Annotated in this window: 16 protein-coding genes; 8 read left to right on the plus strand and 8 right to left on the minus strand. The window is 72.7% G+C overall.

Annotation, left to right across the window (positions count from 1 at the left end):
• Positions 1-6: 6 nt before the first annotated feature.
• Both ACLQ20_RS14775 and uvrB read right to left on the minus strand, forming a co-directional pair.
• Positions 7-867 carry a helix-turn-helix domain-containing protein gene (locus tag ACLQ20_RS14775; protein WP_151457368.1) on the minus strand — a complete coding sequence of 287 codons (861 nt, stop codon included), beginning with the start codon at positions 865-867 and terminating at the stop codon, positions 7-9.
• A 136-nt stretch (positions 868-1,003) separates the two neighbouring features.
• On the minus strand, positions 1,004-3,112 hold the full coding sequence (uvrB, locus tag ACLQ20_RS14780) for an excinuclease ABC subunit UvrB (protein WP_425856015.1): 2,109 nt from the start codon (positions 3,110-3,112) through the stop codon (positions 1,004-1,006).
• A 299-nt stretch (positions 3,113-3,411) separates the two neighbouring features.
• Between uvrB and ACLQ20_RS14785 the strand changes: the two genes are divergently transcribed.
• Positions 3,412-4,863, plus strand: a complete 1,452-nt coding sequence (locus ACLQ20_RS14785; RefSeq protein WP_425856017.1) for a hypothetical protein — start codon at positions 3,412-3,414, stop codon at positions 4,861-4,863.
• Between the two features lie 4 nt (positions 4,864-4,867).
• On the opposite strand, the gene coaE is transcribed toward ACLQ20_RS14785, so the two are convergent.
• On the minus strand, positions 4,868-6,049 hold the full coding sequence (gene coaE / locus ACLQ20_RS14790; RefSeq protein ID WP_425856412.1) for a dephospho-CoA kinase: 1,182 nt from the start codon (positions 6,047-6,049) through the stop codon (positions 4,868-4,870).
• A 94-nt stretch (positions 6,050-6,143) separates the two neighbouring features.
• On the opposite strand from coaE, the gene ACLQ20_RS14795 reads away from it, so the two are divergent.
• The gene (locus tag ACLQ20_RS14795; RefSeq protein ID WP_425856018.1) at positions 6,144-6,668 is read left to right on the plus strand and encodes a PadR family transcriptional regulator; all 525 of its coding nucleotides are present in this window, start codon (positions 6,144-6,146) and stop codon (positions 6,666-6,668) included.
• Complete coding sequence (locus tag ACLQ20_RS14800) at positions 6,661-7,290, plus strand: GyrI-like domain-containing protein (RefSeq protein ID WP_327029075.1); 630 nt, start codon at positions 6,661-6,663, stop codon at positions 7,288-7,290. The genes ACLQ20_RS14795 and ACLQ20_RS14800 overlap by 8 nt, the downstream gene beginning before the upstream one ends.
• A gap of 112 nt (positions 7,291-7,402) precedes the next feature.
• Here the strand turns inward: ACLQ20_RS14800 and rpsA are convergent, their stop codons facing one another.
• Positions 7,403-8,998: a 30S ribosomal protein S1 gene (gene rpsA / locus ACLQ20_RS14805; RefSeq protein WP_151455503.1), complete on the minus strand. Its 1,596-nt coding sequence runs from the start codon at positions 8,996-8,998 to the stop codon at positions 7,403-7,405.
• A 297-nt stretch (positions 8,999-9,295) separates the two neighbouring features.
• Between rpsA and ACLQ20_RS14810 the strand changes: the two genes are divergently transcribed.
• From ACLQ20_RS14810 to ACLQ20_RS14830, 5 genes are all read left to right on the plus strand, one after another.
• A complete protein-coding gene (locus tag ACLQ20_RS14810) occupies positions 9,296-10,102 on the plus strand; it encodes a class I SAM-dependent methyltransferase (protein ID WP_327029076.1) in 807 nt (268 codons plus the stop codon).
• 76 nt (positions 10,103-10,178) lie between these two features.
• On the plus strand, positions 10,179-10,400 hold the full coding sequence (locus tag ACLQ20_RS14815) for a DUF2945 domain-containing protein (RefSeq protein ID WP_311413586.1): 222 nt from the start codon (positions 10,179-10,181) through the stop codon (positions 10,398-10,400).
• Entirely contained in the window at positions 10,387-10,737 is a 351-nt protein-coding gene (locus ACLQ20_RS14820) for a DUF3140 domain-containing protein (RefSeq protein WP_311413587.1), read from the plus strand. Before ACLQ20_RS14815 ends, ACLQ20_RS14820 begins: the two co-directional genes overlap by 14 nt.
• A 50-nt stretch (positions 10,738-10,787) precedes the next feature.
• On the plus strand, positions 10,788-11,537 hold the full coding sequence (locus tag ACLQ20_RS14825) for an SDR family NAD(P)-dependent oxidoreductase (RefSeq protein ID WP_425856021.1): 750 nt from the start codon (positions 10,788-10,790) through the stop codon (positions 11,535-11,537).
• A gap of 47 nt (positions 11,538-11,584) precedes the next feature.
• On the plus strand, positions 11,585-11,950 hold the full coding sequence (locus tag ACLQ20_RS14830) for a MerR family transcriptional regulator (RefSeq protein ID WP_425856023.1): 366 nt from the start codon (positions 11,585-11,587) through the stop codon (positions 11,948-11,950).
• A gap of 122 nt (positions 11,951-12,072) precedes the next feature.
• On the opposite strand, the gene polA is transcribed toward ACLQ20_RS14830, so the two are convergent.
• From polA to ACLQ20_RS14850, 4 genes are all read right to left on the minus strand, one after another.
• Positions 12,073-14,772, minus strand: coding sequence for a DNA polymerase I (gene polA / locus ACLQ20_RS14835; protein ID WP_425856025.1), 2,700 nt, complete (start codon positions 14,770-14,772; stop codon positions 12,073-12,075).
• A gap of 88 nt (positions 14,773-14,860) precedes the next feature.
• Positions 14,861-15,670 carry an amino acid ABC transporter ATP-binding protein gene (locus tag ACLQ20_RS14840; protein WP_151455509.1) on the minus strand — a complete coding sequence of 270 codons (810 nt, stop codon included), beginning with the start codon at positions 15,668-15,670 and terminating at the stop codon, positions 14,861-14,863.
• The gene (locus ACLQ20_RS14845; RefSeq protein ID WP_151455510.1) at positions 15,667-16,647 is read right to left on the minus strand and encodes an amino acid ABC transporter permease; all 981 of its coding nucleotides are present in this window, start codon (positions 16,645-16,647) and stop codon (positions 15,667-15,669) included. Before ACLQ20_RS14845 ends, ACLQ20_RS14840 begins: the two co-directional genes overlap by 4 nt.
• 2 nt (positions 16,648-16,649) lie before the next feature.
• Entirely contained in the window at positions 16,650-17,561 is a 912-nt protein-coding gene (locus tag ACLQ20_RS14850; RefSeq protein ID WP_311413592.1) for an ABC transporter substrate-binding protein, read from the minus strand.
• Between the last annotated feature and the right edge of the window lie 14 nt (positions 17,562-17,575).

Here is a 17,575-nt window from a genome sequence, read left to right on the forward strand (position 1 = left end):
CCTGGCTCAGCCGGCGGCGAGCCGGTCCAGCGCCACGAGCGTCTCCTCCGGGCCGAGGGCCGCGTCCAGCAGCCAGCCGGTGAGCTGCTCGTAGCGGTCCACGTCGGCGGCCGTCACCAGCCGCACGTCGGTGGTCAGCGCCTCCAGCATCACGGTGCGCGGGTCGGCCGGGTCGGGGAACGAGTAGCAGGAGTACGGCGTGAGCGGCTGCGCCCCGCCCCGCGCGGCGACGCCCCGGGGCAGCAGCCGGATCGTCACGTGCGGCAGGGTGGCCAGCTCGACCAGGTGCCCCACCTGCTCCCGCCACACCTGTGGCGGGGTGTCGCCGGCGTCGCAGGCCGCCTCGGCGAGCAGCGCCGTGTAACGGGGCGGGTCCGTCCGCCGCAGCACCTCGTGGCGCAGCCCCCGGGCGCGCACGTCGGCCTCCACGTCGAGGGCCGGGTCGAGCAGCCGGCCGGCGGCGATCCGCAGCCGGGCGTACGCCGGGGTCTGGAGCAGCCCCGGCACGACGGCGGGCTGCCAGTCCACGATGCTCGCCGCGCCCGCCTCCAGTTCGGCGTAGGTGCGCTGCCGCTCGCCCATCTCCCCCAGCGCCTTCCACCAGCCCCGGCTGGTCGCGGCGTCGCGGGCGATGACGATGAGCGCGTCGCGCTGCGGCGGCGGCACCTCGTAGACGTCGAGCAGGTCGAGCACGTCGGCCAGGTCCGGCCGGCTCTGCCCCAGCTCGATGCGGGACAGCTTCGAGGTGGAGGCCCAACCCAGCCGGTCGCAGACCTGTTCCAGGGTCAGCGCCTCCCGCCGGCGCAGCTGACGCAACTCGGCGCCCAGCCGGGCGCGACGAATGACCGGACTCGTTGGCAACGGCATCCCCAGCCTCCCCACCGAGGGAGAGTAGGGCAGGACGATCACTCAGCGCAATAGCTTGCTCGCGTACCGCAATCAGAGGCCAGGTCGTCGTGGGTCGGCCCGCCCCGCCGTCCGGGTCAGGCGGGGCCCGGGCCGCTCACTTCACCCCGGCGGCGTCCATGCCGCGCAGCTCCTTCTTGAGGTCGGCGACCTCGTCGCGGATCCGGGCGGCCAGCTCGAACTGGAGCTCCCGGGCCGCGGCCAGCATCTGGTCGTTGAGCTCCTGGATGAGCTGGGCCAGCTCGGCCCGGGCCATCCCCTCCCGCGCGGGCCCGGCGCCGCCGGTACGGGCGCGGCTGCGGGTCTCCTTGACCGGCGCCTTGCCCCGGGAGAGCTGCCGTACGGCTCCGCCGACGCGGCTGTTCTCGGTGTCCTCCGCCTCGCGGTAGATGTCGTCGAGAATGTCGTGGATCTTCTTGCGCAGCGGCTCGGGACTGATGCCGTGCGCCTCGTTGTGCGCGATCTGCTTGTCCCGCCGCCGGTTGGTCTCCCCGATCGCCTCGGCCATCGACGGAGTGATCTTGTCGGCGTACATGTGCACCTGACCGGAGACGTTGCGCGCCGCCCGGCCGATGGTCTGGATCAACGACCGGCCGCTGCGCAGGAAGCCCTCCTTGTCGGCGTCGAGGATGGCGACCAGCGACACCTCCGGCAGGTCGAGACCCTCCCGGAGCAGGTTGATGCCGACCAGCACGTCGTAGTCGCCCTTGCGCAGCTCCCGCAGCAGCTCCACGCGGCGCAGCGTGTCGACCTCGGAGTGCAGGTAGCGCACCCGGATGCCGTTCTCCAGGAGGTAGTCGGACAGGTCCTCGGCCATCTTCTTGGTCAGCGTGGTGACCAGCACCCGCTCGTCGCGCTCGGTGCGCAGCTTGATCTCGTGCATGAGGTCGTCGATCTGGCCCTTGGTGGGCTTGACCGCTACCTCCGGGTCGATCAGACCGGTGGGCCGGATCACCTGCTCGACGAACTCGCCCTGCGCCTGCTCCAGCTCCCACGGGCCCGGCGTCGCCGAGAGGAAGACCATCTGGCCCACCCGCTCCAGGAACTCGTCGAAGCGCAGCGGCCGGTTGTCGGCGGCGCTGGGCAGCCGGAAGCCGTGGTCGATCAGCATCCGCTTGCGGGACGCGTCGCCCTCGTACATGCCGCCGATCTGCGGGATGGTCACGTGCGACTCGTCGACGACCGTCAGGAAGTCGTCGGGGAAGTAGTCGAGCAGGCAGTGCGGCGGACTGCCCGGCAGCCGGCCGTCCATGTGCATCGAGTAGTTCTCGATGCCGGAGCAGAACCCGACCTGGCGCATCATCTCGATGTCGTAGGTGGTGCGCATCCGCAGCCGCTGCGCCTCCAGCAGCTTGCCCTGCCGCTCCAGCTCGGCCAGCCGATCGGCCAGCTCGGCCTCGATGTCGCGGATCGCCCGCTCCATCCGCTCCGGCCCGGCCGCGTAGTGGGTGGCCGGGAAGATCACCAGCCCGTCGACCTCCTTGACCACGTCGCCGGTGAGCGGGTTGAGGTAGTAGAGCTTCTCCACCTCGTCGCCGAAGAGCTCGATCCGCACGGCCAGCTCCTCGTAGGCCGGGATGATCTCCAGCGTGTCGCCGCGGACCCGGAAGGTGCCCCGGTTGAAGGCCATGTCGTTGCGCGTGTACTGGATGTCGACCAGCCGGCGCAGCAACTGGTCACGGTCCAGCTCCTGCCCGACCGCGACCCGCACCGCGCGGTCGAGGTATTCCTCCGGGGTGCCCAGCCCGTAGATCGCCGAGACGGTGGCCACCACGATCACGTCGCGGCGGGTGAGCAGCGACATGGTCGCCGAGTGCCGCAGCCGCTCGACCTCCTCGTTGATCGAGGAGTCCTTCTCGATGTAGGTGTCGGTCTGCGGGATGTAGGCCTCGGGCTGGTAGTAGTCGTAGTAGGAGACGAAGTATTCGACCGCGTTGTGCGGCAGCAGCTCGCTGAACTCCTTGGCCAGCTGCGCGCAGAGCGTCTTGTTGGGCGCCAGCACCAGCGTGGGCCGCTGCACCCGCTCGATCAGCCACGCGGTGGTGGCGCTCTTGCCGGTGCCGGTCGCGCCGAGCAGCACGGTGTTGCGGTCGCCGCGTCGGACCCGACGCTCCAGGTCGTCGATGGCCGCCGGCTGGTCGCCGGCCGGCTGGAACTCGCTGATGACCTGGAAGCGGCCGTCGAGCCGGGGAATGTCGAGCGCCATGACCCCAACGGTACGCCGGGGGTCCGACACCGCGGCGCGACTACGCCCGGTCCGTGATCGGCTTCGATATTCGCATTGTGTGGCGCATCTCACCGGACTACGCTCTCCACGTAGGCCGCTCGCGGCGGCCGTCCGGGCAGGTGGCCAGGCCGTCACGGCCGGCCCGCCCCCGGCACAGGGGTCGCAGCACCCGGCACTCCCGGCGTGCGCACCCGACGTGGTCGCGCGTGAGGCGCTGACCGGCCGCCGCGAGCGCCCCTGCTCGTCACCCCACGGGGGTGAATCCCGTTCAACCTCCCGTGGAGACCTCCGCCGCCCGTTCCGGCCCGCCTGACCCGCCGCAGGGCCCGCCGACGCACGACGACGCGCACACCGGCGGCATCCCACGGGTGGTGACCGGCCGCCGGCGCACCGTCCTGCTGGTGCTCGCGGCCGTGGCCGTGCTCTCCGCCGCCGCGCTGGTCGTGGGGCTGGCGAGCTGGGCGCCAGAGGAGCCGGAGCAGCCGAGGGCGCTGACGGGCGACGAGCGCGAGCGACTGGCCGCGATGCGGGTCACCAACTACCGGGACCTGCGGGCCGGGGTACGCGTGACCGCGGGCACCGGCGCGGCGCGTACCGAACTGGTCGGCTGGGTCGACTGGTCCCGGCCGCTGGTCTACCTCGACGTCGGCGGGCCCGGCGCGGGCGCCGAGCGCGGGCTGCTCCAGGCCACCCCGACGGTGGTCCTGCTGCGCCCCGACCCGACGGCGGTGCCGACCCCCGCGCCGCCCCCGCTGGTGCCGCCGGCGGACCGCTGGCGGCTGCACGACCCGCCCGCCGGGCAGGGGCTGGCCGCCGTGCTCGACCTGCTCTTCCGCCTCGCCTCCGACCGCCCGGAGCCGCCGGCCGACGCCACGCGCCGGATCGGTGGGGCCACGGTCGGGGCCACCCCGGTCGACATCCTCCAGGCACCGCCGCCCGGCCCCGGCGTCCCGCCCCCGGACGGGCTCCCCCGCTACTGGCTCGACCACGACGCGCGGCTGCACCGGCTGGAGACCGGACTGGCCGGCGTCGGCCCGGTGACCGTGCAGCTGAACCGGACCGACCGGCCCACGCTGCGGCCGGTCGACGCCCTCGGCGGCCGTCCCGGGCAGCCCCGCGCCCTCACCGCCGTCGAGCGGGGCCGGCTGGACCGGTTGCCCGCCCGGCTGCGCGCCCGTGGCGGCGCCGCCGTGACCCTGACCGCGCCCGTCGCCGCCGCCACGAACCTGCGCGGAGCCGGCTGGGTGAGCTGGAGCGGGCGGGTTGCGTACCTCACCGTCGCCGACCTCGGCGTGCCGGAGCGCCGGACGCTGCTGCGCGTCGACGGCGCCGGCGTGCGCCGGGCGGAGGTGCCGGCCGCGACGGTCCCGGGCACCATGGAATCGCCCGGCCGACCGCCGCTGCCGCCGCCCGCCCGGGGCTGGGGGGCCGACCCGCGGCGCGCGGGCGACCTGGGCCTACTGCTCGACGCCGCGCTGCGGGCCGCCCGGTCGCCCGGCGGGCGGGGCGCCGCCCTGCGGGTGCGCGGCGACACCGTCGCCGGGAAGACCGTCGACGTGGTCGAGCTGCGCACGTCCCGAGGGCTGCTGCGCTACTGGATCGACCGGTCCGGCGCGCTGCGCCGCCTGGAGCTGCGCACCCGCACCGGCGCCTGGGCCCAGCTCGACCTGACCCCCACCACGGTGCCCCGGCTCGTCCCACCGCCCCGGCCCCCGGCCGGGGGCCGCTGACCGGTCAGGGACGCCAGCCGGTCTGCGCCGCCCACTGCTCGGCGCGCAGGTGCTCCTCGTCGAACCACGGGTCCTTCGCGGTGGTCCAGGCGGCGCTGTCCGGGGCGGAGGCCGCCAGCTCCCGCTTCAGCGCCAGATAGGCCGACCGCTGGTCCGGGTCGGCACGCAGGTGGTCGCGCATCAGCAGCGCGTACCGCCAGCCGGGCGCGTTGGCCGGGCGGACGTGCAGGTGCACGGGGCGGCCCGGGTCGGCGCTGCCGTGCAGCCGCTTCTCCCACCGGCCGCTGCCGGGCGGGCGGGGGTCGTCCCACCACTCGCCGGGCAGGCGCGGGAAGCCCGCCTCCGCGAGCCGTTCGGCCAGCGGTCCGTCCGCGTCGGCGAGGGTCGGGACGGTGAGCTGGATGTCGATCACGTCCCTGGCGGCGAGCCCCGGGACCGCGGTCGAGCCGATGTGGTCGATACGCAGGTCGGCGGGGGCGAGCGCGTGCCGGATCCGGGCGGCCAGCCGCGCGTACTGCTGCGGCCAGGTCGGGTCGGCCTCCGTCAGGACGACGTGCTCCGAGGGGGCCGCCCGCCGCTCGCGCAGGTTCGCCTCGTAGGGCCGCAGCCGCTCGCGCCACAGCGCGTCGACGGCCGCGTGCAGGTCGTCGAGGCTGCCGTCGTTGGTCAGCAGCACGTCCGCCGCGCCCCGCCGCCGGGCGTCGTCGGCCTGCGCGGCGATCCGCCGCTCGGCCTCCGCCCGGTCCATCCCCCGGTCGCGGGCCAGGCGCGCCAACCGGGTGGCCACCTCCGTCTGCACCACGACCACCAGGTGGTACGTGGGCGCGAGCCCCACCTCCACCAGCAGCGGCACGTCGTTGATCACGATCGCGTCGGGTGCCGCCGCGGCGGCCAGTTCGGCGGCCCGGGCCCGTACGCGGGGATGGGTGATCGCCTCCAGCCGGCGGCGCGCCGTCTCGTCGGCGAACACCAGCGCGCCCAGCGCCGCCCGGTCGAGGGCGCCCTCGGCGTCGAGGATCCGCTCGGAGAAGGCCGCGACGATCTCGGCCAGCCCTTCCGTGCCCGGCGCGACCACCTCCCGGGCCACCCGGTCGGAGTCGATCAGCACCGCGCCGCACTCGGTCAGTCGCCTCGCCACGGCGCTCTTGCCGGACCCGATTCCTCCGGTCAGTCCCACCTTCAGCACGACGTCAGTCAACCGGATCACCACCGCGCTGCCGGCACCGGGGGCACCCCGGACCGGTCCCTCTGGAGCCGTATCCTAGTACTAGGATAGGCGCGTGGAGTTGACCACCGCCGAGCTGACCGTGCTAGGCCTGCTCATCGAACGACCCCGGCACGGCTACGACCTGGAGCAGGTGATCGCGCGACGCGGCATCCGTCAGTGGTCCGACGTCGGGTTCTCCTCGATCTACTACCTGCTCGCCAAGCTGGACAAGCGCGGCCTGGTCCACGTTCCCGAGGCTCCCGCCGCCCCGAAGTCCCGCCACGTGTTCCACGCCACCGCCGAGGGCCGGGCGGCCGCGGCGCGCACCGCGCTGGCGCTCATCGAGCAACCGCAGCCGGTCCGGCACCCGCTTCTCGTCGGCATCGCCAACCTGCCCCTGCTCTCCGACCGGGAGTACGCGCAGGCGCTGTGCACCCGGCTGGCGGGGGTCGAGGCCCGCATCGAGTCGCTCCGGTCGGCGCAGCAGGCGCAGGCCCCCCTCCCGCACCCGGCGCGGGAGGTCTTCTCGTACTCGCTGAGCCTCCTGGAGGCGGAAAGGCAGTGGCTCGCCGCCCGAGCCCAGGTGCCTGATGACTGACAAGACCGACTTCAAGAAGACGCTCGACGCCTATCAGGCCGGGCGCGGCCAGTTCCGAATCGTGGACGTGCCCGACACGCGGTACCTCATGGTCGACGGCCACGGCGACCCGAACGGCGCACCGGCGTTCACCGGTGCCATCGAGGCCCTCTACCCGGTGGCCTACAAGCTGAAGTTCGCCAGCAGGCGAGACCTCGGCCGGGACTACGTCGTCCCGCCCCTGGAGGGCCTGTGGTGGGCCGAGGACATGGACTCGTTCACCGCCCGGCGCGACAAGGCACGGTGGGACTGGACGCTGATGATCATGGTGCCGGACTGGATCGGCCAGGACCTGTTCACCGCCGCCGTCGAGCAGGCCGGGGCCAGGAACCGCCCGTCACGTCTCGACGACGTCCGCCTGGCGACGCTGTCCGAGGGGCGGTGCGTGCAGACGCTGCACGTCGGTTCCTTCGACGACGAGGCCGAGGTGCTGGCGCGGCTGCACGGTGAGTTCGTCCCGGGCAACGGGCTGCGGATGGTGGGCAGACACCACGAGATCTACCTCAGCGACTTCCGCCGGGTCGCGCCCGAGCGGCAACGCACCATCCTGAGGCAACCGGTCGCCGCCGCATCGGGTGCGTAGGGCGGCGAGGGCGCGGCGGTGGCGGGCGACGGCGAGCGGCTGCGGAAAGACGGGAGCCCCGCCCCCGGCGATCTCGCGATCGCGGGGACGGGGCCCGTCGTCGTTCAGCGGGTCACTTGCCGCCGGCGAGCTTCTCCCGCAGAGCGGCGAGCGCCTCGTCGGTGGCCAGGGTGCCGGCCGGCTCCTCGGCCTGACGGCTCGGGGCCGCGCTGGTCGAGGTGGTGGTGCCACCACCGGTGACGGGCGGGGCCGGGTTGGCAGCCGCCTCGGCGTCGGCGGCCCGGGAGGTCTGCACCTGCTTGGTGTGGGCCTCCCAGCGCTGACGCGCCTCGGCGTACTGGTTCTCCCAGGTCTCGCGCTGCTTGTCGTACCCCTCGAGCCACTCGCCCGTCTCCGGGTCGAAGCCCTCCGGGTAGATGTAGTTGCCCTCGGTGTCGTACGTCGCGGCCATGCCGTAGAGGGTCGGGTCGAAGTGCTCCTCGCCCTCGACGAAGCCCTCGTTGGCCTGCTTGAGCGACAGCGAGATCCGGCGGCGCTCCAGGTCGATGTCGATGACCTTGACCATGACCTCGGAGCCGACCTGGACGACCTGCTCCGGGATCTCCACGTGGCGCTCGGCCAGCTCGGAGATGTGGACCAGGCCCTCGATGCCGTCGTCCACCCGGACGAAGGCGCCGAACGGCACCAGCTTGGTGACCTTACCCGGCACGATCTGCTGGATCGCGTGGGTGCGGGCGAACTGACGCCACGGGTCCTCCTGCGTCGCCTTCAGCGACAGCGAGACCCGCTCGCGGTCCAGGTCGACGTCCAGGACCTCGACCTCGACCTCCTGGCCCACCTCGACGACCTCGGACGGGTGGTCGATGTGCTTCCAGGACAGCTCGGAGACGTGCACGAGGCCGTCCACGCCGCCCAGGTCGACGAACGCGCCGAAGTTGACGATCGAGGACACGACGCCCTTGCGGACCTGGCCCTTCTGCAGCTTGTTGAGGAACTCGGTGCGCACCTCGGACTGCGTCTGCTCCAGCCAGGCCCGGCGGGACAGGACCACGTTGTTGCGGTTCTTGTCCAGCTCGATGATCTTGGCTTCGAGCTCGCGCCCGACGTACGGCTGCAGGTCGCGCACCCGACGCATCTCGACCAGGGAGGCGGGCAGGAAGCCCCGCAGCCCGATGTCGAGGATGAGGCCGCCCTTGACCACCTCGATGACCGAGCCGCGGACGACCCCGTCCTCGTCCTTGATCTTCTCGATGGTGCCCCAGGCCCGCTCGTACTGCGCCCGCTTCTTGGAGAGGATCAGACGACCCTCCTTGTCCTCCTTCTGGAGGACCAGGGCCTCGATGTGGTCACCAACCGAAACGACCTCGGCCGGGTCCACGTCGTGCTTGATCGACAACTCCCGAGAGGGGATGACACCCTCGGTCTTGTAGCCGATGTCGAGCAGGACCTCGTCCCGATCGACCTTGACGACGGTGCCTTCGACAATGTCGCCGTCGTTGAAGTACTTGATGGTCTCGTCGATCGCGGCGAGGAAAGCCTCCTCGGAACCGAGATCGTCGTGGGTGACCCGGGTGGCGCTCGAGGGGGCCTCGATGCTGCTCGTCATGTGGGCGGTTGCTCCGGTCGGATGGTGTGTCACAGCAGGCTGGTGTGTCGCGGTGACCTGTTCGCGCCAGCGGATCCGTCGCCGGGCACACCGAAAGATCATCGCGTGAGATCATGGATGTGGCTCCGCCAGTGGTCCCGGAGACCGCGCACCTGCTCCCTGCCGAGGCACACGATCCGCGAGCGCATCATCTAGCCTACCCGCTGCATTACCACAGCGTGCAAGCCCTCCCATCCTCTCGCCGCCTCGTCAGCTGCGAAAGCGGAGATATCGGCAGGAAGGCGCCGCAGGTGTCGCGTCCGTCACAGGGGCATCACCGGTGAACGGTAGCGCCGGGCGCCGTACCCCGCACTCCGGGGGTCGCCCGGCGCACGGCGCGCGCGGGGCTAGCGTGGGCGGGTGGATGACGACAGCCGGGTGACCCGGCGCCGGGTCGGCAACGCCGAGGCCCGCCGGGCGAACCGCCGCTGGTGGGACGCCGACGCCGACGACTACCAGGCCGAGCACGGCCGTTTCCTCGGTGACCTGGACTTCGTCTGGTGTCCGGAGGGCGTGCGGGAGGCCGACGTACGGCTGCTGGGCGACCTGGCCGGCCGGCGGGTGCTGGAACTCGGCAGCGGGGCCGCCGCCGCCGCGCGGTGGCTCGCCACCCAGGGGGCCCGGCCGGTCGCCCTGGACCTCTCCGCCGGCATGCTGCGGCACGCCGCGCTGGCGGCCGGACGCACCGGCGTACGCGTGCCGCTGGTGCAGGCCGACGCGCTGGCGCTGCCCTTCGCCGACGCCGCGTTCGACACCGCCTGCACGGCGTTCGGGGCGGTCCCGTTCGTGGCCGACTCGGCGGCGGTCATGCGCGAGGTGTTCCGGGTGCTGCGCCCCGGCGGCCGGTGGGTGTTCTCGGTGACCCACCCGATGCGGTGGATCTTCCTCGACGACCCCGGCGAGGGCGGGCTGACCGCCGTGCACTCGTACTTCGACCGCTCCCCCTACGTGGAGCAGGACGAGGCCGGTGACGCCACCTACGTCGAGCAGCACCGCACGCTCGGCGACCGGATCCGCGAGCTCGTGGGCGCCGGGTTCCGCCTGCTCGACCTCGTGGAACCGGAGTGGCCCGAGGGGCACGAGGGGATCTGGGGGCAGTGGAGCCCGCTGCGCGGCCGCCTCTTCCCCGGCACCGCCATCTTCGTCGCGCAGAAGCCCGCCGGCTGACCGGCACGCGCCCCGCCCGGAGCGCGCCCGGCCGGGGCCGTCGTTTCGGGGCATCGACGCCGGGTACCCGCGTCGCATGGCCGAGCAGAGCGAGTTCCGCAGCGGTGACCACGTCTCCTGGGCCAGCCACAGCGGCCGGGCGTACGGCGTGGTCAAGGAGAAGATCACCGAACGGACGCACGTACGCGGGCACGCCGTGAACGCGTCGCCGGACGACCCGCAGTACCGGATCCGCAACGACGACTCGGGGCGGGACGTCGCACACCGACCGGAGGTGCTGCGCCATGAGCAGGGCTGACGAGGGCCGGGACACCTACCGGGAGTTCACCGAGGCGGTGAACATGAAGCCGGCCGAGCTGTCGACGTGGCTGGAGACCGACGAGTCGAAGCAGGTCGGCTGGCACAAGGGTGGGCGCTCCGGCGGCGGCGAGTCGGTCGGGCACGAGTCGGGCCGCAAGATCATCGAGCTGCTGCGGCGCAAGCGTGCCGAGCTCTCCGAGGGCGACTACCGGCACATGCGCAAGGTCGTCGGCTACGTCCGCCGGCACATGGCGCAGCGCCCCTCCGGCGACGTCCGCGACACGAAGTGGCGCTGGTCCCTGATGAACTGGGGCCACGACCCGCTGAAGCGCTGAGCCCGTCCGCTTGACCCTGCCACTGACGGCAGGGTCCGACGATCCGCACCATGAGTCGAGCGCAACGCAGGATCGTCGTCGTCACCGGTGCGGGCACCGGGATCGGGCGGGCCACGGCCCGTGAGTTCAGCGCCCAGGGGGCGTACGTCGTCGCGGTGGGACGACGGGCCGCGCCACTGGCGGAGACCGCCGCCGGCCACCCCGGCATCGAACCGCTGGTCGCCGACGTCACCGCTCCCGGCGCCGCGGAGCTGATCGTCGGCACCGCCACGCAGCGGCACGGCCGCCTCGACGTGCTGGTCAACAACGCGGGCGTGGCCGGCGGCGGTCCGCTCGGTTCGCTCGCCCCCGAGACCGTCGAGCGACACCTGGCGACGAACCTGGTGGCGCCGCTCCTGCTCACCCAGGCGGCGGTGCCGGCGCTGACCGACAGCCGGGGCGTCGTCGTCAACGTCACCACGTCGGTCGGGTCGCGGGCCTGGCCGGGCAGCTCGCTGTACGCGGCCGGGAAGTCCGCCCTGGACTCGCTGACCCGCAGCTGGGCGGTGGAGCTCGCGCCGTCCGGGATCAGGGTGGTGGCGGTGGCGCCCGGCGCCGTCGACACCCCGATCGGCGCGCACCAGGGGCTGACGCCGCGGCAGCAGGCCGACGTCCGCCGCTGGCAGGTGGAGCGGACGCCGCTGGGACGCATCGGGCGTCCCGAGGAGGTGGCGTGGGCGATCCTGCGCCTCGCCGACCCGGCGGCCGGCTTCGTCACCGGCGTCGTACTGCCGGTCGACGGTGGCGCCGTGATCGCGTGACGACGTCGCCCGCCGCACTGGTAGAACGGTGCCCGGAGGTACGGACCATGCTGATCGGCGAGCTGGCGGAGGCCACCGGCACCACCCCACGCGCGCTGCGGCACTACGAGCGGCACGGGCTGCTCGACTCCCGGCGGGCCCACAACGGCTACCGGATCTACGACGAGCGGTCGGTGGGCCGCGTGCGCAACATCCGTCACCTGCTGGCCGCCGGCCTGACGCTGGACGACGTGCGGACGTTCCTGCCCTGCCTGGACGGGGACGTGGCCGCCGCCCCGCCCGCGCCGGCCGGCGTCCGGGTCGCCCTGGACCGCCTCGCGGTGCTCGACGCCCGCATCGCGGCGCAGACGGCGGTACGCGACCGGCTGGCAGCGGCCCTGCGCGCGGCGGGCACGGCCGTCCCAGAAGTCTGACGACGACGCGGACCCGCCGGCCCTGTCCCGACCACGGCCGTCCCACACCGTTCGACGGCGGCGCGGGTCCTGCCGCCCTCCCCGGGCAGGGCCCGTGCCGGCGCGCGGCGGGACGGCGCCCGTCAGTGGTCGGCGCTGTTCCAGTCCCGGCCCTCGCCGACGGAGACCTCCAGCGGCACCGACAGCGGGTGCGCCCCGCCCATCTCCCGCCGCACCAGCGCCTCCAGGGTCTCCCGTTCGCCCGGGGCGACCTCGAAGACCAGCTCGTCGTGCACCTGGAGCAGCATCCGCGAGCGCAGGCCCGCCTCGCGCAGCGCCGTGTCGACGTGCAGCATGGCGACCTTGATGATGTCGGCCGCCGAACCCTGGATGGGAGCGTTGAGCGCCATCCGCTCCGCCATCTCCCGGCGCTGCCGGTTGTCGCTGACCAGGTCGGGCAGGTAGCGGCGGCGGCCCAGGATGGTGGAGGTGTAACCGTCGTGCCGGGCGCGGGCGACGACCTCCTGGAGGTAGTCGCGCACGCCCCCGAACCCGGCGAAGTAGTTCTCCATCAGCCCGCGCGCCTCCTCGGCGGTGATCCCGAGCTGCTGGGAGAGGCCGAACGCGCTCAGCCCGTACGCCAGGCCGTAGTTCATTGCCTTGATCTTGCGCCGCTGGTCGGCGGTGACCTCGTCGACCGGCACCTCGAAGACCGACGAGGCGGTGGCGGCGTGGAAGTCGGCACCGGAGTTGAACGCCTCGATGAGCGCGTCGTCCGACGACAGGTGCGCCATGATCCGCATCTCGATCTGGCTGTAGTCGGCGGTGAGCAGGCAGTCGTAGCCCTCCCCCACCACGAAGGCGCGCCGGATGCGGCGGCCCTCCTCGGTGCGGATCGGGATGTTCTGCAGGTTGGGCTCGGTCGAGGAGAGCCGCCCCGTGGCCGCCACCGTCTGGTTGAACGTGGTGTGGATGCGGCCGTCGTCGGAGACCGACTTGAGCAGCCCGTCGACGGTCGTCTTGAGCTTCGCCACGTCCCGGTGGCGCAGCAGGTGGGCCAGCACCGGGTGCGGGTTCTGCGCGTGCAGCCACTGGAGGGCGTCGGCGTCGGTGGTGTAGCCGGTCTTGATCTTCTTGGTCTTGGGCAGGCCCAGCTCGCCGAAGAGGATCTCCTGCAACTGCTTCGGCGAGCCGAGGTTGAACTCCCGGCCGACCGACTCGTAGGCCCCCTGGGCGGCGGCCTTCACCTCGGCGGCGAAGTGCGCCTCCAACTCGGAGAGATAGTGCGTGTCGGCGGCGATGCCGGTGCGTTCCATGTCGGCGAGCACCCGCATCAGCGGCAGCTCCACCCCGGCCATCAGCCGCGCCGACTGCTCGCCGTCGCGGGACAGCTCGGCGTCGATCGCGTCGGCCAGGTCGAGGGTGGCGCGGGCCTGGAGCATGAGGTTCTGCTCCGCCTCGCCGTCGTTGCCGAGCCCCTCCAGGGTGAGCTGGCCGGTCTCCGGGGCGTCGACCCGCAGCTCGCGGTGCAGGTAGCGCAGGGCCAGGTCGGTCAGGTCGTAGGAGCGCTGGTCGGGGCGGGCCAGGTAGGCCGCGATCTGCGTGTCGCGGAGGATGCCCTCCAGGTGCCAGCCGTGCGCGGCGAACGCCAGCACCGCCGGCTTGCTGTCGTGCAGCACCTTGGGCCGCCCGGCGTCGGCCAGCCAGGCCGCCAGGGCCGCCTCGTCGGTCGGCTCCAGGGTGGCGGGATCGCACCAGGCCGCCGCACCGCCGGCGGTGGCCAGCGCCAGCCCGGTCACCGAGGCGGTGTGCCGGCGGTTGGGGCCCGTGTCGAGCTTCGCCGCCACGCCCACCGGGGTGTCGGCCGGCGCGTGCGTCTCCAGCCACCCGGCGAGCGCCCCGGGCTCGGTGAGCACCTCGCCGGTCAGGTCGAACCCGGACTCGGCCTCCGGCTCCACCGCCTCCAGGTACTGGTAGAGCCGGTCGCGCAGGATGCGGAACTCGAGAGTGTCGAAGACCTGGTGGACGGCCTCGCGGTCCCACCCCTCCCACCGCGTGTCCTCGGGGCGCAGCGGCAGCTCCAGGTCGGAGACGAGACAGTTGATCTCGTAGTTGCGGATCACGTCGGCGAGCCGCTCGCGCAGGCTGTCGCCGGCCTTGCCCTTGATCTCGTCGGCCCGCGCGACGACCCCGTCGACCCCGCCGTACGTGTTGATCCACTTCGCGGCGGTCTTCGGCCCGACGCCGGGCACGCCGGGCAGGTTGTCGCTGGTCTCGCCGACCAGGGCGGCCAGGTCGCGGTAGCGCTCCGGGGGGACGCCATACTTCGCCTCGATCGCCGCCGGGTCCATCCGGGCCAGGTCCGAGACGCCCTTGCGCGGGTAGAGCACCGTGATCTGGTCGCCGACGAGCTGGAACGCGTCCCGGTCGCCGCTGCTGATCAGGACCGACATGCCCTGGTCGCGGGCCTGGCAGGCGAGGGTGGCGATGATGTCGTCGGCCTCGAAGCCCTCCTTCTCCACCACCGGGATGCGCAGCGCCGCGAGGACCTCCTTGACCAGGCTCACCTGGCCCTTGAAGTCGGTCGGGGTCTCGCTGCGGCCGGCCTTGTACTCCGCGTACTTCTCGGTGCGGAAAGAGCGGCGGGAGACGTCGAAGGCGACCACGATGTGCGTCGGCTGCTCGTCGCGCAGCACGTTGATCAGCATGGACGTGAAGCCGTAGACCGCGTTGGTCGGCTGCCCCGTCGTGGTGGAGAAGTTCTCCACCGGCAGGGCGAAGAACGCCCGGTATGCCATGGAATGTCCGTCGACGAGAAGCAGGCGCGGCGTCGTAGCTGTCACGGCAGCGACTCTAGCCGCCCGCTCCGACACTCCGGGACACCGGCACGGACGCCGGCGCGGCCCGGGGTGGGCCGCGCCGGCGTACCGCTCAGAGCACCTTGGCCAGGAACGCCTTCGTCCGGTCGTGCCGGGGGTTGGCGATCACCTCGCGGGGCACGCCGGACTCGACGACGACGCCGCCGTCCATGAAGACCAGCGAGTCGCCGACCTCGCGGGCGAAGCCGATCTCGTGGGTGACCACGATCATCGTCATGCCGTCGCGGGCGAGGTCCTTCATCACGTCGAGCACCTCGCCGACCAGCTCCGGGTCGAGCGCGCTGGTGGGCTCGTCGAAGAGCATCAGCTTCGGCTGCATCGCCAACGCCCGGGCGATCGCCACCCGCTGCTGCTGCCCGCCGGAGAGCTGGCTCGGGTAGTTGCCGAGCTTGTCGCCCAGCCCCACCCGCTCCAGCAGCGCGGCGGCCCGGTCCCGGGCGGTGGCCTTCTTCTCCCCGCCCACCTGCACCGGTGCCTCGGCGACGTTCTCCAGGGCGGTCATGTGCGGGAAGAGGTTGAACCGCTGGAACACCATGCCGATCGCCCGGCGCTGGGCGGCGACGTCCTTTTCCCGCATCTCGTGCAGCTTGCCGCCGCGCTCGCGGTAGCCGATCAGGTCGCCGTCCACCCAGATCCGGCCGGCGTTGATCTTCTCCAGGTGGTTGATGCAGCGCAGGAACGTCGACTTGCCGGAGCCGGAGGGACCCAGCAGGCAGCACACCTCGCCGCTGCGGACCTCCAGGTCGATGCCCTTGAGCACCTCGATCGCCCCGAACGACTTGTGCACCTGCTCGGCCCGGACCATCGGCGCGGACTCCACCGCCGCCCCGCCGGCCGCTGCCGGCACCGTCAGCTCGGTCATGCGCCGTCCGCCTTCCCGGTCGTGCCGCCGTTCTCCGCCGCGATCGCCCGCAGCCTGGTCTTCGCCCGTCCGCTGCGCCCGACGCCCTTGGAGAAGTGCCGCTCCAGGTAGTACTGCCCGACCAGCAGCACGCTGGTCAGCAGCAGGTACCAGATGGTCGCCGCGACCAGCATCGGGAAGACCTGGAAGGTCCGGCTGCCCACGGCCCTGAGCTGGAAGAACAGCTCGGTGGAGACCGGCACGAAGGCCACCAGCGAGGTGTCCTTGAGCATGGCGATGGTCTCGTTGCCGGTCGGCGGGACGATCACCCGCATGGCCTGCGGCAGCACGATCCGACGCAGGATCTGCCCCCGGCGCAGGCCGAGCGCCTGGGCGGCCTCGGTCTGCCCCTCGTCGACCGACTGGATGCCGGCCCGGACGATCTCCGCCATGTAGGCGGCCTCGGAGAGGCCCAGCGCCAGCATGCCGGCGACGAAGCCGGTCAGGATCTCCACGGCGGAGAAGCCGAACAGCCGCGCCTCGAAGTCGTCGACCCCGAACAGGGCGCCGATCTGCCGGTCGAAGGGCAGCCCGAACTCGACGCGCGCCCAGAGGATGCCCAGGTTGCCGAAGAGGATCGCCAGCACCAGCCGGGGCACCGCCCGGAAGAACCAGGTGTACGCGAAGGCGACGCCGCGCAGGATCGGGTTCTCCGACAGCCGCATGATGGCGATGACGACGCCCAGCCCGACACCGATCAGCATGGCGGTCAGGAGCAGCGCGATCGTGCCGCGCAGCCCCTCGACGATCGGCGGGCGGAACATCTCGTCGATCATGAACGACCAGTTGAACGCCTTGTTCGTCACCAGCAGGTGCACGAACATGGCCACCAGCACCCCGATCACGGCGACGGCGACCCACCGCCCGGGATGCCGCACGGGCACGGCGCGGATGGGTTCCGGCCGTGCCCGTTCGGGTGTGTCAGTCTCGACAGACATCGTCAGCTGGTCGGGTTCAGCGCCGGGGTCGTGATGGCGCCGCCCTCGACGCCCCACTTCTTCAGCGCGCCCTGGTACGTGCCGTCGGCGATGACCGCCGTGACGGCCTCCTTGAGCACCTCGGCGAACGCGGCCTGGTCCTTCTTCACCGCGTAGCCGTACGGGGCGGACTCGTAGATGTCGCCGAGCAGCTCCAGCTGACCGCTGCTCTGCTTCACCGCGTACGCACCGACCGGGGAGTCGGCCAGCATGGCGTCGTTCTTGCCGCTGACCACGGCGGCCGTGGCGTCGCTCTGCGCCTGGTACTGGTCGATGGTGATGGCCGGCTTGCCGGCGTCGGTGCACTTCTTCGACCGGGCGGTGATGTCGTCGAGCTGCACGGTGCCGACCTGCACGGCGATCTTCTTGCCGCAGGCGTTCTCGGTGTCGACCTTGGCCGGGTTGCCGGCCTTGGTCGCCCACTGGGTGCCGGCGGAGAAGTAGCTGACCATGTTGACGGTCTTCATCCGCTCGGCGTTGATGGTGAACGAGGAGACGCCGACCTCGTACTTGCCGGAGTCGACGCCGGGCAGGATCGCGTCGAACGGCGCCGACTCGTACTCGGCCTTCAGGCCGAGCTTCTGCGCGACCGCGTTGAACAGCTCGATGTCGAAGCCGACCACTGTCTTGCCGTCGGCGTCGAGGAACTCCGCCGGGGCGTACGTCGAGTCGGTGCCGACCTTGATCACGCCGTCGGCCTTGATGGCGTCGGGCACCTTCGCGGCCAGCGCCGAGTCGGCGGCGGCGGTGACGCTGGGGCCGGCGCCGGGCTGCTCGGTGCTCTCCTTCTCGCCGCAGCCGGCCAGCGAGAGGGCGAGCAGGGCGGCGCCGGTGACGCCGAGGGCGGCCCGGCGGCCACCACTGATGCGGAACATGGGGTACTCCTTGC

It is taken from the genome of Micromonospora sp. DT46, assembly GCF_049841735.1.
In the GTDB taxonomy this organism is placed as follows: domain Bacteria; phylum Actinomycetota; class Actinomycetes; order Mycobacteriales; family Micromonosporaceae; genus Micromonospora; species Micromonospora reichwaldensis.

Coding starts and splice junctions, on each gene's coding strand:
- ACLQ20_RS14825 (WP_425856021.1), top strand. CDS start 10,788: ATGAGTCGAGCGCAACGCAGGATCGTCGTCGTCACCGGTGCGGGCACC.
- ACLQ20_RS14800 (WP_327029075.1), top strand. CDS start 6,661: ATGACTGACAAGACCGACTTCAAGAAGACGCTCGACGCCTATCAGGCC.
- ACLQ20_RS14820 (WP_311413587.1), top strand. CDS start 10,387: ATGAGCAGGGCTGACGAGGGCCGGGACACCTACCGGGAGTTCACCGAG.
- ACLQ20_RS14830 (WP_425856023.1), top strand. CDS start 11,585: ATGCTGATCGGCGAGCTGGCGGAGGCCACCGGCACCACCCCACGCGCG.
- rpsA (WP_151455503.1), bottom strand. CDS start 8,998: ATGATCTTTCGGTGTGCCCGGCGACGGATCCGCTGGCGCGAACAGGTC.
- ACLQ20_RS14840 (WP_151455509.1), bottom strand. CDS start 15,670: ATGACCGAGCTGACGGTGCCGGCAGCGGCCGGCGGGGCGGCGGTGGAG.
- ACLQ20_RS14845 (WP_151455510.1), bottom strand. CDS start 16,647: ATGTCTGTCGAGACTGACACACCCGAACGGGCACGGCCGGAACCCATC.
- ACLQ20_RS14850 (WP_311413592.1), bottom strand. CDS start 17,561: ATGTTCCGCATCAGTGGTGGCCGCCGGGCCGCCCTCGGCGTCACCGGC.
- uvrB (WP_425856015.1), bottom strand. CDS start 3,112: ATGGCGCTCGACATTCCCCGGCTCGACGGCCGCTTCCAGGTCATCAGC.
- ACLQ20_RS14775 (WP_151457368.1), bottom strand. CDS start 867: ATGCCGTTGCCAACGAGTCCGGTCATTCGTCGCGCCCGGCTGGGCGCC.
- ACLQ20_RS14815 (WP_311413586.1), top strand. CDS start 10,179: ATGGCCGAGCAGAGCGAGTTCCGCAGCGGTGACCACGTCTCCTGGGCC.